Annotated in this window: 22 protein-coding genes; 10 read left to right on the top strand and 12 right to left on the bottom strand. The window is 77.3% G+C overall.

Annotated features, from left to right (window positions below; genetic code table 11):
• Positions 1-137 precede the first annotated feature (137 nt).
• The 3 genes from ACI78S_RS24290 to ACI78S_RS24280 all read left to right on the top strand — a co-directional run bounded on the left by ACI78S_RS24290 (position 138) and on the right by ACI78S_RS24280 (position 3,022).
• Positions 138-869, top strand: coding sequence for a class I SAM-dependent DNA methyltransferase (locus ACI78S_RS24290; RefSeq protein WP_456977553.1), 732 nt, complete (start codon positions 138-140; stop codon positions 867-869).
• Between the two features lie 124 nt (positions 870-993).
• A complete protein-coding gene (locus tag ACI78S_RS24285; RefSeq protein ID WP_456977552.1) occupies positions 994-2,034 on the top strand; it encodes an iron-containing redox enzyme family protein in 1,041 nt (346 codons plus the stop codon).
• A gap of 7 nt (positions 2,035-2,041) precedes the next feature.
• The gene (locus ACI78S_RS24280; RefSeq protein WP_456977551.1) at positions 2,042-3,022 is read left to right on the top strand and encodes a glycosyltransferase; all 981 of its coding nucleotides are present in this window, start codon (positions 2,042-2,044) and stop codon (positions 3,020-3,022) included.
• Here the strand turns inward: ACI78S_RS24280 and ACI78S_RS24275 are convergent.
• From ACI78S_RS24275 to pheS, 3 genes are read right to left on the bottom strand one after another with little or no spacing between them, the layout of a single operon-like run.
• On the bottom strand, positions 2,995-3,792 hold the full coding sequence (locus tag ACI78S_RS24275; protein ID WP_456977550.1) for an SDR family NAD(P)-dependent oxidoreductase: 798 nt from the start codon (positions 3,790-3,792) through the stop codon (positions 2,995-2,997). The genes ACI78S_RS24280 and ACI78S_RS24275 overlap by 28 nt on opposite strands.
• On the bottom strand, positions 3,785-6,253 hold the full coding sequence (pheT, locus tag ACI78S_RS24270; protein ID WP_456977549.1) for a phenylalanine--tRNA ligase subunit beta: 2,469 nt from the start codon (positions 6,251-6,253) through the stop codon (positions 3,785-3,787). Before pheT ends, ACI78S_RS24275 begins: the two co-directional genes overlap by 8 nt.
• Entirely contained in the window at positions 6,253-7,320 is a 1,068-nt protein-coding gene (gene pheS / locus ACI78S_RS24265) for a phenylalanine--tRNA ligase subunit alpha (protein ID WP_456977548.1), read from the bottom strand. The genes pheT and pheS overlap by 1 nt, the downstream gene beginning before the upstream one ends.
• Before the next feature lie 203 nt (positions 7,321-7,523).
• On the opposite strand from pheS, the gene ACI78S_RS24260 reads away from it, so the two are divergent.
• Positions 7,524-9,746, top strand: coding sequence for an EAL domain-containing protein (locus tag ACI78S_RS24260; RefSeq protein WP_456977547.1), 2,223 nt, complete (start codon positions 7,524-7,526; stop codon positions 9,744-9,746).
• Positions 9,747-9,895: 149 nt separating this feature from the next.
• Here ACI78S_RS24260 and ACI78S_RS24255 read toward each other — a convergent pair whose 3' ends face one another.
• Complete coding sequence (locus ACI78S_RS24255; protein ID WP_456977546.1) at positions 9,896-10,186, bottom strand: DUF4873 domain-containing protein; 291 nt, start codon at positions 10,184-10,186, stop codon at positions 9,896-9,898.
• The gene (locus ACI78S_RS24250) at positions 10,183-10,854 is read right to left on the bottom strand and encodes a TetR family transcriptional regulator (RefSeq protein WP_456977545.1); all 672 of its coding nucleotides are present in this window, start codon (positions 10,852-10,854) and stop codon (positions 10,183-10,185) included. The genes ACI78S_RS24255 and ACI78S_RS24250 overlap by 4 nt, the downstream gene beginning before the upstream one ends.
• A 63-nt stretch (positions 10,855-10,917) precedes the next feature.
• On the opposite strand from ACI78S_RS24250, the gene ACI78S_RS24245 reads away from it, so the two are divergent.
• The gene (locus tag ACI78S_RS24245; protein ID WP_456977544.1) at positions 10,918-11,835 is read left to right on the top strand and encodes an AurF N-oxygenase family protein; all 918 of its coding nucleotides are present in this window, start codon (positions 10,918-10,920) and stop codon (positions 11,833-11,835) included.
• Positions 11,836-11,842: 7 nt separating this feature from the next.
• Here the strand turns inward: ACI78S_RS24245 and ACI78S_RS24240 are convergent, their stop codons facing one another.
• From ACI78S_RS24240 to ACI78S_RS24215, 6 genes are all read right to left on the bottom strand, one after another.
• The gene (locus ACI78S_RS24240) at positions 11,843-13,471 is read right to left on the bottom strand and encodes an FAD-dependent monooxygenase (protein WP_456977543.1); all 1,629 of its coding nucleotides are present in this window, start codon (positions 13,469-13,471) and stop codon (positions 11,843-11,845) included.
• Positions 13,472-13,586: 115 nt separating this feature from the next.
• Positions 13,587-14,372, bottom strand: a complete 786-nt coding sequence (locus ACI78S_RS24235; RefSeq protein WP_456977542.1) for a TrmH family RNA methyltransferase — start codon at positions 14,370-14,372, stop codon at positions 13,587-13,589.
• An 85-nt stretch (positions 14,373-14,457) separates the two neighbouring features.
• On the bottom strand, positions 14,458-14,853 hold the full coding sequence (rplT, locus tag ACI78S_RS24230; protein WP_456977541.1) for a 50S ribosomal protein L20: 396 nt from the start codon (positions 14,851-14,853) through the stop codon (positions 14,458-14,460).
• Positions 14,854-14,885: 32 nt separating this feature from the next.
• Positions 14,886-15,080 carry a 50S ribosomal protein L35 gene (gene rpmI / locus ACI78S_RS24225; RefSeq protein ID WP_456977540.1) on the bottom strand — a complete coding sequence of 65 codons (195 nt, stop codon included), beginning with the start codon at positions 15,078-15,080 and terminating at the stop codon, positions 14,886-14,888.
• A 109-nt stretch (positions 15,081-15,189) separates the two neighbouring features.
• Positions 15,190-15,774, bottom strand: a complete 585-nt coding sequence (gene infC / locus ACI78S_RS24220; RefSeq protein ID WP_456977554.1) for a translation initiation factor IF-3 — start codon at positions 15,772-15,774, stop codon at positions 15,190-15,192.
• A gap of 320 nt (positions 15,775-16,094) precedes the next feature.
• Positions 16,095-16,571 carry a PH domain-containing protein gene (locus tag ACI78S_RS24215; RefSeq protein WP_456977539.1) on the bottom strand — a complete coding sequence of 159 codons (477 nt, stop codon included), beginning with the start codon at positions 16,569-16,571 and terminating at the stop codon, positions 16,095-16,097.
• Positions 16,572-16,619: 48 nt separating this feature from the next.
• On the opposite strand from ACI78S_RS24215, the gene ACI78S_RS24210 reads away from it, so the two are divergent.
• The 5 genes from ACI78S_RS24210 to ACI78S_RS24190 all read left to right on the top strand — a co-directional run bounded on the left by ACI78S_RS24210 (position 16,620) and on the right by ACI78S_RS24190 (position 21,708).
• A complete protein-coding gene (locus tag ACI78S_RS24210) occupies positions 16,620-17,672 on the top strand; it encodes an MBL fold metallo-hydrolase (RefSeq protein WP_456977538.1) in 1,053 nt (350 codons plus the stop codon).
• Positions 17,651-18,259, top strand: a complete 609-nt coding sequence (locus ACI78S_RS24205; protein WP_456977537.1) for a uridine kinase family protein — start codon at positions 17,651-17,653, stop codon at positions 18,257-18,259. Before ACI78S_RS24210 ends, ACI78S_RS24205 begins: the two co-directional genes overlap by 22 nt.
• Positions 18,260-18,325: 66 nt before the next feature.
• On the top strand, positions 18,326-19,063 hold the full coding sequence (locus ACI78S_RS24200; RefSeq protein ID WP_456977536.1) for a GAF domain-containing protein: 738 nt from the start codon (positions 18,326-18,328) through the stop codon (positions 19,061-19,063).
• Entirely contained in the window at positions 19,063-20,523 is a 1,461-nt protein-coding gene (locus ACI78S_RS24195) for a PP2C family protein-serine/threonine phosphatase (RefSeq protein ID WP_456977535.1), read from the top strand. Before ACI78S_RS24200 ends, ACI78S_RS24195 begins: the two co-directional genes overlap by 1 nt.
• 60 nt (positions 20,524-20,583) lie before the next feature.
• Positions 20,584-21,708 (top strand): uroporphyrinogen-III synthase, encoded by a 1,125-nt coding sequence (locus tag ACI78S_RS24190; RefSeq protein WP_456977534.1) that lies wholly within the window; start codon positions 20,584-20,586, stop codon positions 21,706-21,708.
• On the opposite strand, the gene ACI78S_RS24185 is transcribed toward ACI78S_RS24190, so the two are convergent.
• Positions 21,690-22,232 (bottom strand): DinB family protein, encoded by a 543-nt coding sequence (locus ACI78S_RS24185; protein WP_456977533.1) that lies wholly within the window; start codon positions 22,230-22,232, stop codon positions 21,690-21,692. The two genes, ACI78S_RS24190 and ACI78S_RS24185, sit on opposite strands and share 19 nt — an antisense overlap.
• Positions 22,233-22,301 lie beyond the last annotated feature (69 nt).

Raw genomic sequence — 22,301 nt, 5'->3', positions numbered from 1 at the left:
GGTGGGGGCGGGCGCGCGCCCCGGCGGCGCGCCGCGCCCCCGCGCCCCCGCCCCCCCCCCCCCCCCCCCCCCCCCCCCCCCCCCCCCCCCCCCCCCGCCCTCCGGTACGGGGCGGACGGCGCCGGGTAGACGCGGGCATGCCCACCGGTTTCGACCCCTCCGCGTACGGCGCCCGCCACGCCGACGTCTACGACGAGCTCACCGCCGGCCTCTCCCCCGACGCGGCGGTGCGCCGGCTCGCCGCGCTGGCCGACGGCGGCGCCGTCCTGGAGCTCGGCATCGGCACCGGCCGCATCGCGCTGCCGCTGGCGGCCACCGGGCTGACCGTCGACGGCATCGACGGCTCGCCGGAGATGGTGCAGCAGCTGCGCCGCCGCCCCGGGGGCGCGGACCTGCGGGTCGAGATCGGCGACTTCGCCACGACCACCACCGGCCGGCGCTACGCGCTCGTCGTCCTGGCCTACAACACGATCAACGCGCTGCCGTCGCAGGACGCGCAGGTGCGCACCTTCGCCAACGCGGCCGCGCACCTGGAGCCGGGCGGGGCGTTCGTGGTCGAGAACTGGGTGCCCGACCTGACCGCGTTCCACCGCAACCGGGCGGTGCGGGTGCTCGACGTCGGCGAGCAGCGCGTGGTCGTCGACGTCGCGGAGCTGCACCCGGCCGAGCAGCGCATGACCACGACCAAGCTGGTGCTCACCAGCGGGCAGGTGCGGCTGCTCCCGGCGAACCACCGCTACGTCTGGCCGGCCGAGCTCGACCTCATGGCCCGCCTGGCCGGGCTGCGCCTGGAGCACCGCTGGGCCGACTGGGACGGCGCGCCCTTCACCGACGACAGCCCGGCCTACGTGGCGGTGTACCGCGGGTAGCGGACGGTCCAGGGTCGACAGCGCGCCGCCCGGCGCTGAGACTGTCCGCACCCGCCGGACCAGGGACGACGCGGTCGGCAGCGTCGCCGGTCGCCGTGCCTGCGCCGCCGGGCCGGGAGGACGGATGCGGTTGCCGACGCCGCGCGGCCCGGTCAGCGCCGCGCTGTGCCACGGGCTGGCGGGGCGCCCCGGCACGCTGCCCGGCCTGGCGGCCCTCGCCCGGCGGCTGGTGGCGTCCCTGCCCGGGGACGACGTCCTCGCCGACGACGACCTGCAGCTGACGCTCCTGGTCCTCTACGAGCTGCACTACCGCGGCTACGACGGCGTCGACCCCGACTGGGAGTGGTCGACCGACCTGCTCGCCGCCCGGGCGGTGCTGGAGGCCGAGGTCGAGCGGGCGCTGCGCCGGGCCGTGCCGCTGCCGCCGCCGCCCGAGCCCACCGCCCGGGCCGTCGCCGCCGCGCTGTTCGCCGTCACCGGCGCCGACGACGGCCCCTCGCTGTCGGCGCACCTCGCCCGCCGGGCCGACGTCGAGCAGTTCCGCGAGTTCGTCGTGCACCGCTCGGTCTACGAGCTCAAGGAGGCCGATCCGCACACCTGGGCGCTGCCCCGGCTCGCCGGCCGGGCGAAGGCGGCGCTGGCCGAGGTGCAGGCCGACGAGTACGGCGGGGGGCGGCCCGAGCGGGTGCACGCGGTCCTCTACGCCGGCTCGATGCGCGCCCTGGGGCTCGACGACCGGCCGGGCGCCTACGTCGACCTGGTGCCGGCGGTGACCCTGGCGACGGTCAACGCGATGTCGCTGTTCGGCCTGCACCGCCGGCTGCGCGGCGCGGTCGCCGGGCACCTGGCCGCCTTCGAGATGACCTCGACCGTGCCCAACCGGCGCTACGGCGACGGCCTGCGCCGGCTGGGCTTCGGGCCCGACGCCACCTGGTTCTTCGACGAGCACGTGGAGGCCGACGCCGTGCACGAGCAGCTCGCCGCGCACGACCTCGCCGGCGCCCTGGTCGAGGACGAGCCGGAGCTCCTCGGCGACGTGCTGCTGGGCGCGGGCACGGCGCTGGAGCTGGAGCGCCGGTTCGCCGAGCACGTCCTCGGCGCGTGGGCCGCCGGCCGCAGCTCGCTGCGCACCCCCGCCGTCCTGCCCGTCGGCGCACCGGTCTGAGGCGCCGGTGCTCGACGCCGAGTACGTCCTGCCGCTGCGCTGGACCGACGACGCCGACCTCGACGAGCTCACCGGCTACCTGGAGCGGCTGAGCGGCTGGCTGCCGGTGACGGTGGTCGACGGCTCCCCGCCCGACCGCTTCGCCGCCCACGCGCGCGAGTGGAAGGGGCTGGTGCGGCACCTGCCGCCCGAGCCGTGGCCGGGCGCCAACGGCAAGGTCGCCGGCGTCGTCACCGGGGTGCGGGCGGCGCGCGCCGAGCGGGTGGTGATCGCCGACGACGACGTCCGCTACGACCGCCCGACCCTGGAGCGGGTGCTCGCCCTGCTCGACGGCGCCGACGTGGTCCGCCCGCAGAACGTGTTCCGGCCGGCGCCCTGGCACGCGCGGTGGGACACCGGCCGCACCCTGCTCAACCGCTCGGTGGCCGCCGACCACCCGGGCACCTACGGGCTGCGGCGCTCGACCTTCGTGGCCATGGGCGGCTACCGCGGCGACGTGCTGTTCGAGAACCTCGAGATGGTGCGCACCATCCGCGCGCACGGCGGTCGGGAGCGGCGGGCCAACGACCTGTTCGTGGTGCGCCGCCCGCCCACGACCGCGCAGTTCCGGGCGCAGCGCGTGCGCCAGGCCTACGACGACCTGGCCCAGCCGTGGCGGCTGGCGTGGGCATTGGCCGTGTGGCCGTTCGTGCTGCGCTCGCTGGCGCGCCACCGCGGCCGGCCGCTCGCGCCCGCCGCGCTGGCCGTCGTGGCGGTCGCGGAGGTCGGCCGGCGCCGCGCCGGCGGGCGGGCCGTCTACCCGCCGAGCGCCCCGCTCTGGGCCCCGGTGTGGGTGCTCGAGCGCGGGCTGTGCGCCTGGCTGGCGGTGGCCGCGCGGGTGGGCCGCGGCGGCGTCCGCTACGGCGACGTCCGGCTGCGCACGGCGGCGTCCTCGGTGCGGGCGCTGCGCCGGCGGGCGGGTCAGCCGAGCGGGTCGCCGTCCCCGTAGGGGCGCAGCCGCAGCTGCCGCTCGGCGTCCCGCGGGACGTGGGCCCGCAGCGCGTCGAGGTCGTCGACGGCGGCGTGCAGGAACCGGCCGGACCACGCGTCGAGCTCCCCGGCGGCGATCGCCGCGACGAACGCCACCACCCGCTCCGGGTCGGTCCAGTCGGTGCGGCCCTCGTGCAGCGACATGGACGTCGACATCGCCGTCCGGACGACGCCGGGGGCCAGGTCGAAGGCGAGCACGCCGGTGCCCTCCAGCCCCGCGGCGAGCACCTCGGTGAGCCGCATCAGGCCGGTCTTGCCCACCGAGTAGGCGGAGTACAGCCGCCCGCCCCGGGTGGACAGCCCGCTGGCCAGGTCGACCACGCGGCCCGAGCCCCGCTCGACCATGCCCGGGACCACGGCCCGCGCCGGCAGCAGCCCGCCGCGCACGTGGCTCTCGACCACGGCCCACCACTCGTCGGCGTCGGCCTGCCAGAGGGGCACCTCGGCGGGGTCCAGCAGCCCGGCGTTGTTGACCAGCAGGTCGACCCGCCCGAACTCCTCGACCACCCGGGCGACCGCCGCGTCGACGGCCGCCCGGTCGGTGACGTCGGCGGCGACGGCCAGGGTGCGGGCGCCGGTCGCGCTCGCCACCTCGTCCATCGCGGCGCGCAGCCGGTCGGCCCCGCGCGCCAGCCCGGCGACCGCCATGCCGCGCGCGGCCAGCCCCTCGGCCAGGTGCCGGCCGATCCCCGCCGACGCGCCGGTGACGAGCGCGACCTGCTCAGGCACGGAGCTCGGCACCGGTCCGCTCGGCGGCGGCGGCCGCGGCGGCGTCGCGGACCGCGGTCGCCTCCTCGCTGGTCAGCGTGCGGTCCGGCGCGCGCAGGGTGAGCGCGTACGCCAGCGACTTGCGGCCGGCCGGCACCGGCGTGCCGGTGTAGACGTCGAACAGCCGCAGCGACTCGAGCAGCTCGCCGGCCCCCGCGCGCAAGGCCGCCTCGACCTCGGCGGCCGGCACGTCGTCGGCGACCACCAGCGCGAGGTCGAGCAGCACCGGCGGGAACGCCGAGATGCGCGGGCCCACCGCGACCTGCGCCGGGGGCAGCGCGTCGACGTCGAGCTCCATCACCGCGGTGCGCGGCGGCAGGTCGAGCGCCGCGCACACCCGCGGGTGCAGCTCGCCGGCGTACCCGACGACCCGGTCACCGACCAGCAGCTCGGCGCAGCGGCCGGGGTGCCACGGCGCCCGCTCCCCCGCCCGCACGGTCAGCTCGGCGCCGGCGGCGGCCGCGACCCGGCGGGCGGCCTCGACGGCGTCGGCCCAGACCGCCGGGCGGCCCGGCCCCCACCAGCCGCGGGGCTCGCGGTTGCCGGCCAGCGCCACGGCCACGTGCCACGGCTGGTCGGGCACCGCGCCGAGCAGCCCGGCGAGCGTCTCGTCGTCGGGCCGGCGGTCGACACCGGGCAGCGGCGCGGACGTGCGCACGCCCCCCGGGAAGACCGCGCCGTGCTCGAACAGCGCCAGGTCGCGCTGGCCGCGGGCGAGGTTGCGGGCCAGCGTGGCGAGCAGGCCGGGCACCAGCGTGGTGCGCAGCGCCGGCTCCTCCTCCGACAGCGGGTTGCGCACGAGCACGACGGTGCGGCGCGGGTCGTCCTCGGGCAGGCCGAGCGCGTCGAGCGCCGCCGTCCCGAGGAACGGGTAGGACGGCGCCTCGACGTAGCCGGCCTCGGCCAGCGCGCGGCCGATGGCGCGCCGGCGGCGCTGGGTCGCGGTCAGCCCCCGGCCGGGCGGGGCGGTGGGCAGCACCGAGGGCACCGCGTCGTAGCCGGCCAGCCGGACGACCTCCTCGACGAGGTCCGCCGGGTCGGTCAGGTCGGGCCGCCACGACGGCGGGACGACGTCGAGCACCTCGGCGCCGGGGCTGCCGGTCATGACGCAGCCGACGGCGTCGAGCAGCTCGACCACCCGGCGCGGGTCGTAGTCGACGCCGGCGACCCGCGCGGGCAGCTCGGGGTCCAGCCGGATCGCCGGCCGCGGCCGCCGGGTGTCGACGTCGACCGGCGCGCCGACCACCCGGGCGCCGCCGTACCGGACGAGCAGCTCGGCGGCCCGGGCCAGCGCCGGCACGGTCATCTCGGGGTCGACGCCGCGCTCGAACCGCTTCGCCGCCTCGCTGGGCAGCCGGTGTCGGCGGGCGGTGCGGGCCACCCCGGTGGGCTCCCAGTGCGCGGCCTCCAGCAGCACGTTCGTGGTGCCGTCGCCGATCTCGGTGGAGCCGCCGCCCATCACCGCGGCCAGCCCGATCGGGCCGGAGTCGTCGGTGATGAGCAGGTCGTCGGTGGACAGCACCCGCTGCACGCCGTCGAGGGTGGTCAGCTTCTCGCCCTCGCGGGCGAGTCGCACGACGATCGGGCCGCGCACCGCGTCGCGGTCGAAGGCGTGCATCGGCTGGCCGAGCTCGAGCATCACGAAGTTGGTGACGTCGACGGCGAGGGAGATGCTGCGCACGCCCGACTGCGCCAGCCGCCGGCGCATCCACCAGGGGCTCGGCGCCGTCGGGTCGAGGCCCTCCAGCGCGACCATGGAGAAGCGGTCGCAGCGCGCCGGGTCGTCGACGCGGACCTCCCACGCCGGCTCGCCCGACCAGGCCGGCGGCGGGAGCGCGCCGGGGTCGCGCCAGTCGACGGCCAGGCCGGTGCCCATCTCGCGGGCCAGCCCGCGCATCGACAGGCAGTAGCCGCGGTCGGGGGTGATGGCCAGCTCGATGACGACGTCGTCCAGCCCGATCACCGGGCCGGCGGGGGTGCCCGGCTCGGGCGCGTCGTCGCCGAGCACCAGGATCCCGGCGTGGTCCTCGCCGATCCCCAGCTCGCGGACCGAGCAGATCATCCCGTCGGAGATCCGGTCGTAGGTCTTCCGCGAGGCGATCTCGAACCCGCCGGGCAGCACCGCGCCCGGCAGGGCGACCACGACGGCGTCACCGACGACGAAGTTGCGCGCGCCGCAGACGATGCCGCGGGGCTCCGCCTCGCCCACGTCCACCGAGCAGTAGCGGATCGGCTTCTTGAAGCCGGTGAGCTCCTCGATCTCGAGCACGCGGCCGACCACCAGCGGGCCGGTGACCTGCTCGGGCCGGTGGATCTCCTCCACCTCGAGGCCGAGGCGGACGAAGGCGGCGTCGAGGTCCTCGACCGTCGTCCCGGCGGGGACGTCGACGTGCTCGGCCAGCCAGCCGATCGGGACCCGCATCACTGCTCCACTCCGAAGGCCTTCGTGAACCGGATGTCGCCCTCGACCATGTCGCGCATGTCGCCGACGCCCGAGCGGAACTGCAGCGCCCGCTCGATGCCGAGGCCGAAGGCGAAGCCGGAGTACTCCTCCGGGTCGACGCCGCAGGCGACCAGCACCCGCGGGTTGACCATGCCGCAGCCGCCCCACTCGACCCAGCGGGGGCCGTCGCGGTGCTGCGGGAACCAGACGTCGAACTCCGCCGACGGCTCGGTGAACGGGAAGTACGACGGCCGCCAGCGGGTCACCGCGTCCGGTCCGAACAGGATCCGGGCCAGGTGGTCGAGGGTGCCGCGCAGGTGGGCCATGGTGAGGCCGCGGTCGACGGCCAGGCCCTCGACCTGGTGGAAGACCGGGGTGTGCGTCGCGTCGAGCTCGTCGGTGCGGTACACCCGGCCGGGCGCGACGACGTAGATCGGCGGCCTGCGCGCCAGCATCGTGCGCGCCTGCACCGGGCTGGTGTGCGTGCGCAGCACCAGGCCGGAGTCCTCGGGCGCGACGAAGAAGGTGTCCATCATCGTGCGCGCCGGGTGGTCGCGGCCGATGTTGAGCGCGTCGAAGTTCAGCCACTCGGCCTCGAGCTCGGGGCCGTCGGCGACCTCGTAGCCCATGCCGACGAAGACGTCGGCGATGCGCTCCATCGTCGTGGTGATCGGGTGCCGGGCGCCGCGGGGCGCGCGGTCCCAGGGCAGGGTGACGTCGACCCGCTCCTCGGCCAGCACCCGGGCGTCGCGCTCGGCCTCGAGCGCCGCCCGCCGCTCCTCGTACGCCGTCGTCACGGCGACGCGGGCGGCGTTGACCCGCTTGCCGGCGTCGGCGCGCGCGGCCGGCGGCAGCGCGCCGAGCTCGCGGCGGGCCAGCAGCACCGGCGCCCGGTCACCGAGGTGCGCGGGCCGGACGGCGGCCAGCGCCTCGAGGTCACCGGCCCCGGCGAACGCCTTGACGGCGGCCTCCACCGCGGCGTCGAGGGCCTCGGGCGAGAGGGTGGCGACCTGCTTGGGGTCGTACGGATCGTTGGCGCCGGACACGGGAGGCCATTCTGCCCGCCGCGCCGCCCGGCCCGCCGCCGGGTTTCCGCCACCGCGCCACCTCGGGCGAGATCCGCACCGTGGTCGCCGTCGGGGCCCGATGGCGACCACCGTGCAGATCTCGCCGGGACCACCCCACCCGTTCGGGGCAGGGACGCCCGGTCGCGCCCGACAGGGGCGCCGGAGCGGCCGATGACGGGTCCGTGGAGTTCTCGCACCTCGACGCCGCCCTCACCGCCGGGGGCGTCCGCAGCGTCTTCCAGCCGATCGTCGAGCTCGACACCGGCCGGGTGGTCGCCTACGAGGCGCTCGCCCGCGGCCCGCGGGGCCCCCTGGAGCGGCCCGACGCGCTGTTCGCCGCCGCCCGCGGGGCGGGGCGGCTGGCCGAGCTCGACGCCGCCTGCCGCGCCGCCGCGTTCCGCGGCGCCGTGGACGCCGGCCTGCTGGCCCCGCTGTCGGTCTTCGTCAACGTCGAGCCCGAGGTGCTCGACAGCGCTCCGCTGAGCGAGCTGCTCGCCATCGCCGAGGCCGCGCCCGGCGGCCTGCGCGTCGTCCTGGAGATCACCGAGCGCGCGCTGGCGGCCCGCCCGGCCGAGCTGCTGCGCACCGTCGAGCGCGTGCGCGGCGCCGGCTGGGGCGTGGCCGTGGACGACGTCGGTGCCGAGTCGATGTCGCTGGCCTTCCTCCCGCTGCTGCGCCCCGACGTCGTCAAGCTCGACCTGCGGCTGGTGCAGGAGCGGCCCGGGCCGGCTGTCGCCGAGATCATGAACGCGGTCAACGCCTACGCCGAGCGCACCGGCGCCGTGGTGCTCGCCGAGGGCATCGAGACCGACGCCCACCTGACCGCCGCCCGGGCGCTGGGCGCCACCCTGGGGCAGGGCTGGATGTTCGGCCGCCCCGGCCCCGGCCCGGTCGCCGACCGGCCGGCCGGCGCGCTGCTGCTGCCCGCCCCGGCCGCGGAGCCCGAGACCGCCGGCCGCTCACCCTTCGCCTGCCTGCCGGCGTCGGTGCCGCTGCGCCGCTCGCCGAAGGCGCTGCTCATCGAGCTGTCCAAGCAGCTGGAGCGGGAGGCCATGCGCCTCGGCGAGACCTGCGTCGTCGCCGCGGCCTTCCAGGAGGCCCGGCACTTCACCCCGTCGACCACCCAGCGCTACCGCGACCTGGTCGAGCGCACCGGGTTCGTCTGCGCCCTCGGCGAGGACCTGCCGGTGGAGCCGCTGCCCGGCGTGCGCGGCGCGGCGCTGCGCCGCGACGACCCGGTGCGCGGCGAGTGGGACGTCGTGGTGCTGGGCCCGCACTTCGCCGCCGCGCTGCTCGCGCGCGACCTCGGCGACACCGGGCCCGACCTCGAGCGCACCTTCGAGTACGCGCTCACCTACGACCGCGACACCGTGGTGCGCGCCGCGTCCGCGCTGCTGTCGCGGGTGGCGCCGGCGGCCGCCGCGGTGGCCGAGGCCGCCGTCCTCGCCCCCGCGCACCCGGCGCCCGCCGCCGCGCCGGCCGGCGGCCTGCCCGACCGGGAGGCGCTGCTGCACCGCGCCCTGGCCGCGACGTCGGCCGGCGTGACCATCGTCGACCTGCGGCTGCCCGACCAGCCGCTGGTGTACGTCAACGCCGCCTTCGAGGAGCTGGCCGGCCTGCCGCGCGAGGAGGTGCTGGGCCGCAACTGCCGCTTCCTGCAGGGCCCGGACACCGACCCGGCCGCCGTCGCCCGGCTGCGCGAGGCGATCGAGCGCGGCGTGGAGTGCCGGGAGACGCTGCTCAACGTGCGCGGCCCGGACCGGACGCCGTGGTGGAACGAGATCCACCTGGCCCCGGTGACCGACGCCTACGGCGCCGTCGTGCAGTACATCGGCATCCAGCACGACGTCACCGCGCGGGTCGAGGCCGAGCGGGCGCTGCTGGTCGAGCGCGACCGCAGCCGCGGCTACCTGGCGCGCATGGAGGAGCTGGCCGTCACCGACCCGCTCACCGGGCTGCCCGACCGGCGCCGGCTGGCCGAGCAGGTGGAGACGGCGCTGTGGTCGGCCCGCGCCGGCGACGACGCGCTCGCCCTCCTGCTGGTCGACGTCGACGGCGCGCGCACCGCCACCGCGATGTGGGGCCACGAGCGCGGCGACGAGCTGCTGTGCGCGGTGACCGACCGGGTGCGCGCGGCCCTGCGCCGCCGCGACCTGATCGCCCGCCTCGGCGGCTCGGAGCTGCTGGTGGCGCTGCGCGACCTCGACCCGTGCTCCGCCGGCACCGAGGCCCGCCGGATCGCCGCCGAGCTGCACCGCGTCCTCGACCGGCCGGTGCGGCTGCACGGCACCGAGGTGCCCGCCGGCGTCCGCCTGGGCGTCGCGGTGTTCCCGCAGGACGGCGCGGGGTTCACCGACCTGCTGCAGGCCGCCTCGCTCAACCGGCACGAGCGCGCCGCCGTCTGACCGCCGCGGCCGCGCGGGCTTTCGGTACCGAAAGCACGGAGCCCCCCCGGGCTTTCGGTACAGAAGGCCCGGAGACACCGCGGCCGCGTGGGCTTTCGGTACAGAAAGCACTGAGACACCACGGGCTTTCGGTACCGAGAGCGCGGGTGTCAGGCGTCGAGGAGGTCGACCGGGAACGGCGGGCGGTCGAGGCCGGCCACCCGCGTGTTCCCCCACACGTCGCGCTCGGTCGCCTCGGCGCGGGCGCTGCCGTGCGGGGTGGTGAGCACCAGCACCGTGCGCGGCGGGTACGCGGCGGCCACCCGGCCCCGCCACACCAGGCGCCCTGCCAGCGGGTCGAACCGGGCGGCCAGCGCCGCCCGCGCCGTCCGCGGCGACTCGCCCTCGACGGCGACGGTGACCTCGCCCTCGTAGCCCTCCGGCTCCTCGTGCTCGCTCATGCGTCCCTCCTCGGCGGCAGCAGGGCGCCCAGCCCGCCGTGGGCGAGATCGGTGAGCTGGGCGACGAGGTCGGCGGCCGGCACCGCGCGGCTGCCCGCCCACCAGTGCGCCGTCAGCTGCACCATGCCGACGACGCCGTACGACCAGGTCATCGCCGGCGCGGGCGGGAGCCCGGCCGCGGCGAGCCGCTCCCCCATCAGCGCGCCGAGGGCCTCGGCGATCTCGCGCTCGGTGGCCGCCACGAGGTCGCGGCGGCCGGTGCGCCCGGCGTGGGCGTAGGCGAACCGGTAGAGCTCCGGCTCCTCCTCGATGAGCGCGACGAACGCGGCGATGACGGCGTGCAGCCGGTCGCGGTCGTCGGCCCGGTCGACGGCGAGCTCGCCCAGCAGCCGCGGCAGCAGCACGGCGCTGGAGATGCGGTCGAGGACGGCGTCGATCAGCTCGTCCTTGTCGCTGAAGTAACGGTAGATGACGGTCTTGGAGACCCGCGCCTCCCGGGCGACGTCGTCGACGGCGAAGCCGGGACCGGCCCGCCGCACCGCCTCGACCGCCGCGCCCACCAGCTCCTCCCGGCGGGCCCGCCGGTGCTCGGTCCACCGGGCCCGCCGGCCGTCGGGGGCCGCCTCCGCGCGGCGGGGCACGCCACGGGCACCGGCGACAGTTTGCATGTGTTCCACGGTAACAGCTACCTTTCGTCACAGCTTCCGTCGTCGTCCCCGAGGAGCGCGCCGATGACCGCCACCCTGCCCCGGCCGGGCAGCCCGAAGAAGCCCGTCGACCGCGAGGACCTGTCCACCCGCCTGCTCGGCTCCGCGGCGCGGAAGTCCTACGACCCGGTCGTCGACATCGACTGGTCGGCGCCGGTCCCGGCCGGGCTCTACGGGCTGTCGCCGGAGTGGTCGACGCTCCACGGCACGCCGCTGTGGGACCAGCTGTCCGAACAACAGCGGGTGACGTTGACCATCCACGAGTACTGCTCGATCTCCGGCGTCGGCATCTGGTTCGAGTGCCTGCTCATGCAGCTGGTGCTGCGCGACGTCTACGGCGAGGACCCGGCGCAGCCGCACGTGCAGTGGGCGCTCACGGAGATCGCCGACGAGTGCCGCCACTCGGTGATGTTCGCCCGGACGGCGGAGAAGTTCGGCGCGCCGTCCTACCAGCCGCCGCCGGCGATCCTGCGGCTGGGCAAGGCCTTCGCCGCCCGGGGCGACGGGCCGTCGGCGTACGCGGCGATCCTGGTGGCCGAGGAGATCCTCGACATCTTCCAGCGCGACCTGATGCGCGACGAGCGGGTGCAGCCGCTCACCCGCGCGACCAGCCAGATCCACGTCGTCGAGGAGGCGCGGCACATGCGCTTCGCCCGCGACGAGATCGCCCGGCGGACGCCGGAGCTGTCGTCGTGGCAGCGCCGCAAGCACCGCACCATCGTGGCCTCCGTGGCCGCGATCGTCGCGGACAACCTGGTGCAGCCCGGCGTCTACGCCGCCGCCGGCCTGGACCCGGCGCGGGCCAGGGCGGTCGCGCGCCGGAACGAGCACTACCGGGGCAAGCTGCGGGAGGCCTCGACCGGGCTGGTCGCCTTCCTGCGCGGGACCGGCCTGATCGGCGGCCCGTCCGAGCGGCTCTGGCGGCGCGCCGGTCTGGTGTGACGGCCGCTCAGCCGCCCGCGGTCACCCGCGCGCGGGCGGCCAGGGCCCCGGTGAGGTGGTCGGCGAGCACCCGCGGGTCGGCCGTCGTCGACAGGTGGCCCAGGTAGCCGTCGGGGCGGATCAGCGCCATCCCGTCCCCGTCGAGGCCGTACCGCCGCGCGACCGCGCCGCCGTGGTCGACCAGCGCGTCGGCCGGCGCGCCGTCGGCGGTCCGGACCACCGGCACGACGGCGCCGAGCCCGCCCAGGGCCTCGCGCAGCGCCGCGACCGCCCGGGGGTCGTCCCGTGCCACGAGCAGCAGGTGGCCCGGACGCCGCAGGAGGTCGCCGATCCACGCCTCGGCGCCGTCGACGGTGCGCAGACCCGGCACGTCGGGGGCGTGGTCGCCCGGCGCGGCGGTCCGGTGGCCGCCGGAGCCGGTGACGATCGGGCTGTCCCGGTAGTGCACGGTGACCTCGGTGACGCCGGCCACCAGCTTCTCCCCCAGCGCGGGGAGGTGGCCGAGCACGAAGAGCCCGATGTCGCGCAGACGCGCGGTCGCCCCGGCGGAGGCCATCACGTCGGTCATCGTGCTGGTCTGCCGCACCACGGCGGCGCCGACCGGGTGCCGTTCGGCCTGGTAGGAGTCCAGCAGGCGCTCGTCGGCGCGCCCGGTCGCGACCAGCGCGAGCTTCCAGGCGAGGTTGACCGCGTCCTGGACCCCGGTGTTCATGCCCTGCCCGCCGGCCGGGCTGTGCACGTGGGCCGCGTCGCCGGCCAGCAGCACCCGGCCGTGCCGGTAGGCGGGCACCTGGCCGTGGTGGATCTCGAAGTAGGTGAGCCAGTTCGCCCCCCGGACGGTCCACCGGCCGCCCGTCCGCTCGTCGACCAGCCGCTGGGTCTCGGCGACCGTGGGGACGGCGTCGGGGGCCGGGGCGTCGACCTGGAACAGGAAGCGGCTGCGGCCGCCGGGCATGGGGAACACCCCGCCGATCCCCTCGGGGTGGGCGAACATGCGGATGGCGTCGGCCGACAGCGCGGTGCTCGCCTCGGTGTCGGCGAACAGGAAGTGCTGGCCGTGGAAGACGCCGTCGAGGTGCGTGCCCACGGCGGCCCGGACGGCGCTGTGCCCGCCGTCGGCCCCGACGACCCAGCCGTAGCGGTGCCGGCTGCCACCCCCCGGGCCGGCCAGGGTCACCGTGACGCCACCGTCGTCCTGCGCCAGCTCCTGCAGGGTCACCCCGCGCTCGACGACGACGCCGGAGCGGGCCGCGAGCGCGGTCAGCACCGCCTCGGTCTCGGGCTGGGCCACGTCGAGGATCCGGGGGTACCGCGAGTCGACGGAGCCGGTGGTGAGGCGCACCCGCGGGGTGCCGTCGCGGCCGGTGCGGACCTCCAGCCGGGTCACCGGCAGGGCGCGGGCCGCGAGGTCGTCGAGCACGCCCATCGCCGCCAGGTGCTCCTGGGTGCGGGGGTGGACGACGACGGCGCGGGACTGGTCGGTCGGCTGCGGCAGGGCGTCGATCAGCCGGACGCGAGCGCCCTGCCGGGACAGCTCGCAGGCGGTGACCAGGCCGACCGGTCCCGCGCCGACCACGAGGACGGCGTCGTCCCGGTCGTCGGCGCGCGCTGCTCCGGTGGCGGCGGTGTCGGTCATCGGGCGCTCCCAGCGTCGCGGGTCCGGCGGTCGACGAGCAGCGTGCCGCGCCGCGCTCCAATCCGGCTCCAACGGTCCGCTGCCGGGTCCGCCGCGGGAAGCGCAGCGGCCGCGCCTACTGGGCGAGCTGGGTGGCGTAGAGGCAGATCGCGGCGGCGGCGGCGAGGTTGAGGCTCTCGGCCCGCCCGCGCATGGGGATGCGGACCCGGGCGTCGGCGGCCGCGGCCAGCTCCGCCGGCACGCCCCGCGCCTCGTTGCCGAACAGCCACAGCACCGGCCCGGACAGCAGCTCCCCGAGCTCGTCGAGGGCGGCCTCTCCCCCGCCGTCGGCCGCCAGCACGGTCACCCCGGCCGCGCGCAGGTCGCCGAGCAGCGGCAGGAGGGGCACCGAGCGGACGACGTCGACGTGGAAGAGGCTGCCCGCGCTGGCCCGCACGACCTTGCCGCCGTAGGGGTCGGCGGAGCCGGCGCCGAAGACGACCGCGCCGGCGCCGCAGGCGTCCGCAGTGCGCAGGACCGTGCCGGCGTTGCCGGGGTCGTTGAGCTCGGCCAGCGCGACGGCCAGCCGCGGCGGCGCGGCGGTCAGCGTCGCCGGCGGGACGTCGCGCAGGTCGCAGACGGCCAGCAGCCCCTGCGGGGTGACCGTCTCCGACAGGCTCGCCGCGGCCTTCTCCGTGACCAGCCGCACCGGCACCCGCGTGCCGGCGAGCAGGTCGGCCGAGGCCTCGGCCGCCGCGGGGGTGGCCAGCACCTCCCGCACGGACCCCGGGTCGGCGAGCGCCTCGCGCACCGCCTGCCGCCCCTCGGCGAGGAACGCCCCGGCGGCGTCGCGGCCGGCCCGGCGGGTGAGCTTGCGGACGGCCACGACGCGCGCCGAGCGCTCGGTCAGCACCTCGGGCACGGCACCTCCGGGAGACGCGCCGACGCCGCCGGCGGCCGCCCCCGGTGGGGACGGCCACCGACGGCGTCGGCGGGGACGAGCGGGATCAGGCGGCGGCGCTGCCGCTGGAGCCGCCGGCCGGCGCGGCGGCGACGGCGGCGCGCGCCGTCTCGACCAGCGCGGCGAAGGTGGCCGGCTCGTTGACGGCGAGCTCGGCGAGCACGCGCCGGTCGAGCTCGATGCCGGCCAGCTTCAGGCCCTGCATGAACCGGTTGTAGGTCATGTCGTTCTGGCGGGCCGCGGCGTTGATCCGGGTGATCCACAGCTTGCGGAAGTCGCCCTTGCGGACCTTGCGGTCGCGGTAGTTGTAGGTGGCCGAGTGGAGGATCTGCTCCTTGGCCTTGCGGTACAGACGCGAGCGCTGACCGCGGTAGCCGCTGGCCGCCTCGAGCGTCGTCCGGCGCTTCTTCTGGGCGTTGACCGCCCGCTTCACGCGTGCCACGTGAGCTCCTTCGTGTCGTTACGGGAGGGCGGTCAGATGCCCAGCAGCTTCTTCAGGTTCCGGGTGTCCGCGGGCGAGATCACCTGGTCCTGGTCGAGCCGCCGCTTGCGGGTCGAGGCCTTGTGCTCGAACTTGTGCTGGTTGTTGGCCTGCTCGCGCATGAGCTTGCCCGAGCCGGTCACGCGCACTCGCTTGGCCGTGCCCTTGTGCGTCTTCTGCTTCGGCATGTCCTCGGTTCCTCGGTGGTCGTCGTCCGGGGCCGCGCGGCAGCACGGGGCTGCCGCACGGCACCGCATGGGTGGTGCGGTCTGTCGCACGGCCGGGTGGCCGGGGGGCTCAGGCGCCGGGCGCCTGCTCCTCCCGCTGCTCCCGGGCCGGAGCCTGGTCGCCCTTCGCCTGCCGGCGGCCGCCCTGGGCCTGCGCCTGCTGGCTCCGGTGCGGGGCGATCACCATGACCATGTTCCGGCCGTCCTGCTTCGGGTTGGACTCGACGACGCCCAGTTCGGAGACGTCGGCGGCCAGCCGCTGCAGCAGGCGGTAGCCCATCTCGGGCCGCGACTGCTCGCGACCGCGGAACATCACGGTGATCTTGACCTTGTCGCCGCTCCGCAGGAAGCGCTCGACGTGGCCCTTCTTGGTCTCGTAGTCGTGCGGGTCGATCTTCAGGCGCAGCCGCATCTCCTTGATGACGGTGAGCGCCTGGTTCCGCCGGGCCTCGCGGGCCTTCTGGGCGGACTCGTACTTGAACTTCCCGTAGTCCATGAGCCTGACCACGGGCGGCCGGGCCATCGGCGCGACCTCGACGAGGTCGAGTTCGGCGTCCTGGGCCAGGCGCAGCGCCTCGCCGATCGGCACGATGCCGACCTGCTCGCCGTCGGGTCCGACCAGGCGGACCTCGGGGACGCGGATACGGTCGTTGATGCGGGGCTCGGTGATGGCCTCTCCTCACGTGCTGCAGGGTGAGGAGCTCGCACCCGTCCGGTGGCCCCGGAACGACGGAGGCCCCGCGAGCGGGGTGCTCGCGGGGCCCACTCGTGCCGGTGCGCGCGCGGGCGGTGGCCCGTACGCGACGCGGGACCGGCGCGGGGCCGGTTCCGCGGACCGGGGACCCGGGCGCCCGGGGGGCGTCGGGTGGGAGCGGGCTCCTCTTGGATCGACGGCCCGGGGCGGGGCCGTCGGTGGTTCGCGCGCCTCGTGTAGCGGGGAGGCACGCACATGCTACAGCGCCGCCGGGGCGCCGGTCATTCCCCGGTCGACCCCGGGGCCCCCGCCGCCTGCGCGGCGGCGGCCTGCAGGGCCCGCAGCCCCTCGACGGCGGCCACCGCGCGCTCCTTGTCGACCGCCTGCACGGCCATGACCGCGATCTCGTCGCCGTTGGGCAGCAGCAGGCTGGCCCAGGGCGCCTTCCGCTCGAACCGCACCGCGCGCACGGCCGACCAGGGCAGCGCGTGCGCGGTGAACAGGTTGCGCACGCGGACGCCCTCGGCGTCGGCGTCGACCCGCGGCCGGCCGAGCAGCAGGATGCCCAGCGCCACGAGCACGCCCAGCCCGAGGACGGCGACCTGGTCGACCGCGCCGAACGCGACCACGCCGGTGGACGACTCCGGCAGGCGGAGCGCGACCCAGGTCATCGCGACGAGCACGACCGCGGCGAGCACGGCGCAGACCAGGCGCAGGACGCGCGGCACGGCCGAGACGGGACGGGCGGGGGTCGGCACGCCCCCATGGTGCCAGCCCGCGCCGCCGCGGCTGGCAGAGTGCGGGCCGTGGAGGTGACCGGCGCGGCGCAGCGCGAGGCCTGGACGGCGCGCGCGCTGCCGCCGGTCGAGCGGCTGGCCGCGGACCTGTGGTCGGTGCCCCTGCCGATCCCGCACGGCGGCCTGCGCTACGTGAGCGTCCACGTCCTGGCGCTGGCCGACGGCGGGCTCGGGCTGGTCGACGCCGGCTGGGGCGGCGACGCGGCCTGGGGAGCGCTCGGCGACGGGCTGGCCGCGCTCGGCGGCTCGGTGACCGACGTCCGCGGCGTGCTCGTCACCCACCTGCACTTCGACCACCTCGGGCTGGCCGACCGGGTGCGGGAGGCCTCGGGCGCGTGGATCGCGATGCACCCCGCCGACGCGACCGTGGTGGGCGCGCCGACCTTCCGCGACCCGGCGGCGTCGGTCGCCGCCGAGGTGGCCTTCCTGGTCTCGCTGGGCGCCGATCCCGACGAGGCGGCCGCGGACGTCGGCCCGCCGGAGCAGCACGCCCCCTTCTCCGGCATGGCGGTGGCCGACCGGCTGCTCGAGGACGGCGACGTCGCCGACCTGCCCGGCTGGCGGATGCGCGCGGTGCACACCCCCGGCCACACCCCGGGCCACCTGTGCTTCGCCGAGGAGCGCACCGGCCTGTTCTTCTCCGGCGACCACGTCCTGCCGCGGATCAGCCCCAACATCTCCACGTCGGGCTGGGGCGCGGCCGACCCGCTGCGCGACTACCTCGCCTCGCTGGCCCGGGTGGGCGACCTCCCGGAGCCGACCGAGGTGCTGCCGGCGCACGAGTGGCGCTTCCGCGGGTTGCGGTCGCGCACCGACGACCTCGCCGCGCACCACGAGCACCGGCTCGCCGAGCTGCTCGCGGCGGTGCGCGCCCACCCGGCCAGCACGCCGTGGGAGCTGGCCGCGCACCTGACCTGGTCGCGGCCGTGGGAGCAGTACGAGCGGCGGATGCGCATCTTCGCGGTCACCGAGACCGACGCCCACCTGCGCCTGCTGGCCAGCCGCGGGCTGGTCGTCGGCACCGACGGCCCCGTGCCGACGTGGACCGCCGCGGTCCGGTGATCCCGCTCGCCGAGCTCGCCGCGGGCGTGCTGGCCGCACCCCCGCGGCTGGGTCCGGTCCGGCTGGTCTGCGTCGACGGCCCGGCCGGCTCGGGCAAGACGACGTTCGCGGGGCGCCTGGCCGCGGCCCTCGGCGGGGACGCCGGGGTCGTGCACATGGACGACCTCTACGCCGGCTGGACGCTCATCGGCGGGGCGGCGCGGCTGGCCGCCGGCGTGCTGCGGCCCCTGGCCGACGGCGTCCCGGGCGCCTACCGACGCTTCGACTGGGCGGCGGGCCGGTTCGCCGCCGTCCCGACGCCGGTGCCGGTCCCGGCCGTGCTGGTCGTCGAGGGCTGCGGGTCCTGCCCGCCTGCGGTGGACCCGTTCACCACGCTGCGGGTCTGGGTCGAGGCCCCGGCGGCCCTGCGGCTGGCGCGGGGGCTGGCCCGCGACGGCACGGGGTACGAGGAGCACTGGCGGCGCTGGCAGGACGCGGAGGCGGCGCTGTTCGCCGCCGACCGCACCCGCGAGCGGGCCGACCTGCGGATCGACGGGACGGCGGGGACCGCGACCGTCGTCGCGCCGTTGCCCGGAGCGGCGGTCTAGGCTGGCCCGGTCGCCGACATCGAACTCACGGTGGGCCCGCGCGACGGTGCTGGAACGAGGTGTGCCGTGCCGCGGCAACCGTCGTCGGAGTCCGCGCTGCCCCTCGCCGACGAGCTCTCCGTCGTCTTCGCCCGGATGTCCGGGCTCCTGCTGTCCACCGAGACGGTGACCACGGCCCTGGGCCTGGTCACCTCGCTGGCCGCGGACACCGTGCCCGGCGCGTCCGGGGCCGGCGTGTCGATCCTCGACGAGCTCGCGCGCCGCACGTCGGGCGCGACCGACGAGCGGGTCGAGCGGGCCGACGCGCTGCAGTACGACCTGGACGAGGGCCCCTGCCTGGCCGCCACGGCGCTGCGCCAGGTGGTGCGGGTCGACGACCTCGCCTCCGAACCCCGCTGGCCGCGCTGGGCGCAGGCGGCGGCCGCCCTGGGGCTGCGCGCCTCGCTGAGCGCCCCCATGGTCGCCGGCGACCGGGCCGTGGGCGCGGTCAAGGTCTACGCGGAGCAGCCCGGGGCGTTCGGTGCGCACGACGAGCAGCTGCTGACCATGTTCAGCGCGCAGGCGGCGATCCTCGTCGTCAACGTCCGGTCCCACGAGCGGGCGCGGCGCCTCACCGACGGGCTCCGGCAGTCGGTCAGGGAGCGCGACGTCGTGAGCATGGCCAAGGGCGTGCTCATGGACCGGCACGGGATCGACGAGGACGGCGCCCTCCGCATGCTCCTGGCCCGCGCCACCGCGGACGCCGTCCCGCTGCGCGACGTGGCGCGCACGGTGGTCGACTCCGCCGTCCGCCGGCGGCGGTGATGTCCCGGCCGGACACCTCGCCCGAAGAGGAGCAGCGCGGCGCGCTGGAGCAGGGTTTCAAGCACGCCGACCTGACCCTCGAGGAGCTCTGGACGCGGTACTTCGCCCTGGGGGGCAACCTCGACCTCGTCGACCTCGAGGCGTTCCTCGCCGGGCTGACGACCCTGCCGGAACCGGACCGCGACGTGCTCGCGCACGCGGTGAACGAGCGGCTCGACGAGCTGCGGTGGCGGCGGCGGGTGCCCTACAGCCGGCCCTTCCGCGAGCGCCGGCCGGCGACCGGTCCCCTCGCCGCCCTGGTCCAGCTGCTCGAGGCGGCCCACGCCGCTGCGCCGGACCGGCTGCCCGAGATCGCGGCGAGCGCGGGCCGCTCGATGGACGTCGACGTCGTCGTCCACCTGGTCGACCACGACCAGCGCCTGCTGCACCGGCTGACCGCCGGGGGGCGCGCCGAGCAGCCGCCGCTCGCGGTCGACGGCACGCTGGCCGGCCGGGTGTTCCAGACGGTGCGGGTGCTGCCGTCGGAGAGCGGGGACCGGCCGCGGCTGTGGGTGCCGCTGCTCGACGGGTCCGACCGGCTGGGCGTCCTGGAGGTGGGCCTGCGCTCGGCGGCCGAGCTCTACGACCCGGCGCTGCGCGAGCAGTGCGGCTGGCTGGCCGGCCTGCTCGGTCACGTCGTCGCCTCCATGAGCCCGTACGGCGACGAGGTGGAGCGCGCCCGGCGGCTGCGGTCGCGGTCGCCGTCGGCCGAGCTGATCTGGCAGCAGCTGCCGCCGCTGACCGCGTCCACCGGCGCGTTCACGCTGGCCGGGCTGGTCGAGCCGAGCTACTCCGCCGGCGGCGACGCCTTCGACTACGCCCTGTCCGAACGAACGGTGTCGCTGGCCGTGTTCGACGCCATGGGCCATGGCCTGCCGGCCGCGCTCATGGCCGCCGCCGCGCTCGCCGGCTACCGCAGCGCCCGCCGGGACGGGCGGGGCCTCTACGACCAGGTGCGCGCGGTGGACGAGGTGGTGGCGCGGCAGTTCCCGGGCAGCGCCTTCGTCACCGGCGTGCTGGCCGAGCTGGACGTCGGCAGCGGGCGGCTGCGCTTCGTCCGCGCGGGTCACCCGCCCCCGCTGCTGCTGCGCGGCGGCAAGGTCGTCAAGGACCTCGACGCCGGGCGGCGGCTGCCCTTCGGCCTGGGCAGCGCCGAGCTCGCCGTGGCCGAGGAGGTGCTGCAGCCCGGCGACTGGCTGGTGCTGCACACCGACGGGGTCACCGAGGCCCGCGACGCGAGCGGCGCCTGGTTCGGCGAGGAACGGCTGGTCGACTTCCTGCGCCGGGCCGCCGCCGCGGGACAGCCGCCGCCGGAGACGGTGCGCCGCCTGACCCGGGCCGTGCTGGCCCACCAGGAGGGCCAGCTGCAGGACGACGCGACCATCCTGCTGGCCAGCTGGAGCCGCGACCGCGCGGTGTGATCGGCACCGGTGTGGCGGGGGCGACACACGGCCGCAACGCGGACACAGCACCATGGAGACGTGAGCGACGCCCTGACGGACGCCGACCCCGACGCGCCCCTGCCGCTGGCCGGCTACACCGTCGCGGTCACCGCGGCACGCCGCAAGGAGGAGCTCGGCGCGCTGCTGGAGCGGCGCGGCGCCCGCGTGGTGCACGCCCCGGCCATCCGCATCGTGCCGCTGGCCGACGACACCGAGCTGGTCGCGGCCACCCGCGCGGTGCTGGCCGCGCCGGTCGACCTGGTGGTGGCCACCACCGGCGTCGGCTTCCGCGGCTGGCTGGAGGCGGCGCAGGCCTGGGACCTGCCCCTGGTCGAGCACCTGCGGCGGGCGCGGGTGCTGGCGCGCGGGCCCAAGGCGCGCGGCGCCATCCGCGGGAGCGGGCTGGTCGACGCGTGGTCGCCGGGGTCGGAGTCCTCGGCCGAGGTGCTCGAGCACCTGCTGTCGGGCGCGGAGGGCCCGCTCGCCGGCCGCCGCATCGCCGTCCAGCTGCACGGCGACCCGCTGACGGACGTCGTCGACGGGCTGCGCGCCGCCGGCGCCGAGGTGCTCACCGTGCCGGTCTACCGGTGGGTCCTGCCCGAGGACGTCGCGCCGGTGCACCGGCTGATCGCCTCCGTCGTCGCCGGCGGGATCGACGCGGTCACGTTCACCAGCGCGCCGGCGGCGGCCGCCCTGCTGCAGGTCGCCGCGGAGCTGGGGAGCCGCGACGACCTGGTCGCCGCGCTGCGCGGCCGCGTGCGGGCGATCGCCGTCGGGCCGGTCACCGCCGGCCCGCTCGAGGCCGCCGGCATCCCGAACTGGCAGCCGGAGCGCGCGCGGCTGGGTGCGCTGGCCCGCGAGGTGGTCGCCCGCCTGCCGGAGCGCGACCCCGTGCTGGAGCCGGCCGGGCACAGCCTGCAGGTGCGCGGCCACGCCGCCGTCGTCGACGGCCGCCTCGTGGGGCTCGCCCCGGGCCCGCTGGCCGTGCTGCGCGCCCTGGCCGAGCGGCCCGGCACCGTGGTCTCCCGGCCCGCGCTGACCGGCTGCCTGCCCGGGGGCGGCGACGCGCACGCCGTCGAGATGGCGGTGACCCGGCTGCGGGCGGCGATCGGCTCGTCGCTGGTGCAGACCGTGGTCAAGCGGGGCTACCGGCTGGCGGTCTGACCCCAGCGGTGCAGGTCGCGCAGCAGCGCGATCTCGGCCCCGTGGTGCGCCAGCTCGTCGAGGGCGTGCGCGACCAGGTCGGCCCAGGTGCCCTCGGCGTACGGCCCCCAGGCCGGGCCGAGCCGCTCCCAGATCCCGTCCTCGCCGCGCGTCTCGGCGGCCGCGCGGAACGCCGTCGCCGCGGTGCGCAGGTCGCGCAGCGCCGTCGCCGCGTCGCCGTGCCACTCGCGGTCGTCGACGGCCAGCGGGCGGCCGCCGGGCGAGGTGCGCAGGTAGTAGGCCAGGCAGTCCGACGCCAGGTGCCACAGCCGCCAGGCGATCGTGGTCACCGGCGCGGGGTCGGGCTCGTCGTAGGTGCCCTCGGCGACCCACGTGCCGTCGTCCCCGCGGCGAACGGTCCACGCGCCCGGGACGGGGGCCCACAGGTACTCCTCGTCGGTGAGGCCCTCCAACCGCCGGTCGAGGCGGGTCCAGGCGTCGTCCCAGACGCGCAGCAGCACGGGCAGCACCAGGCGGTCGCTCATGGCGCGGAACGTAGCCGCCGCCTGCGACGACACCGGCGGTCTCGCACGCCTCGGGCGCCGAGAGCGTGC

The organism is Geodermatophilus sp. SYSU D00815, assembly GCF_054050035.1.
Note: the sequence above shows the minus strand (reverse complement) of the source record. Positions and strands in the feature narration are given on the sequence as shown.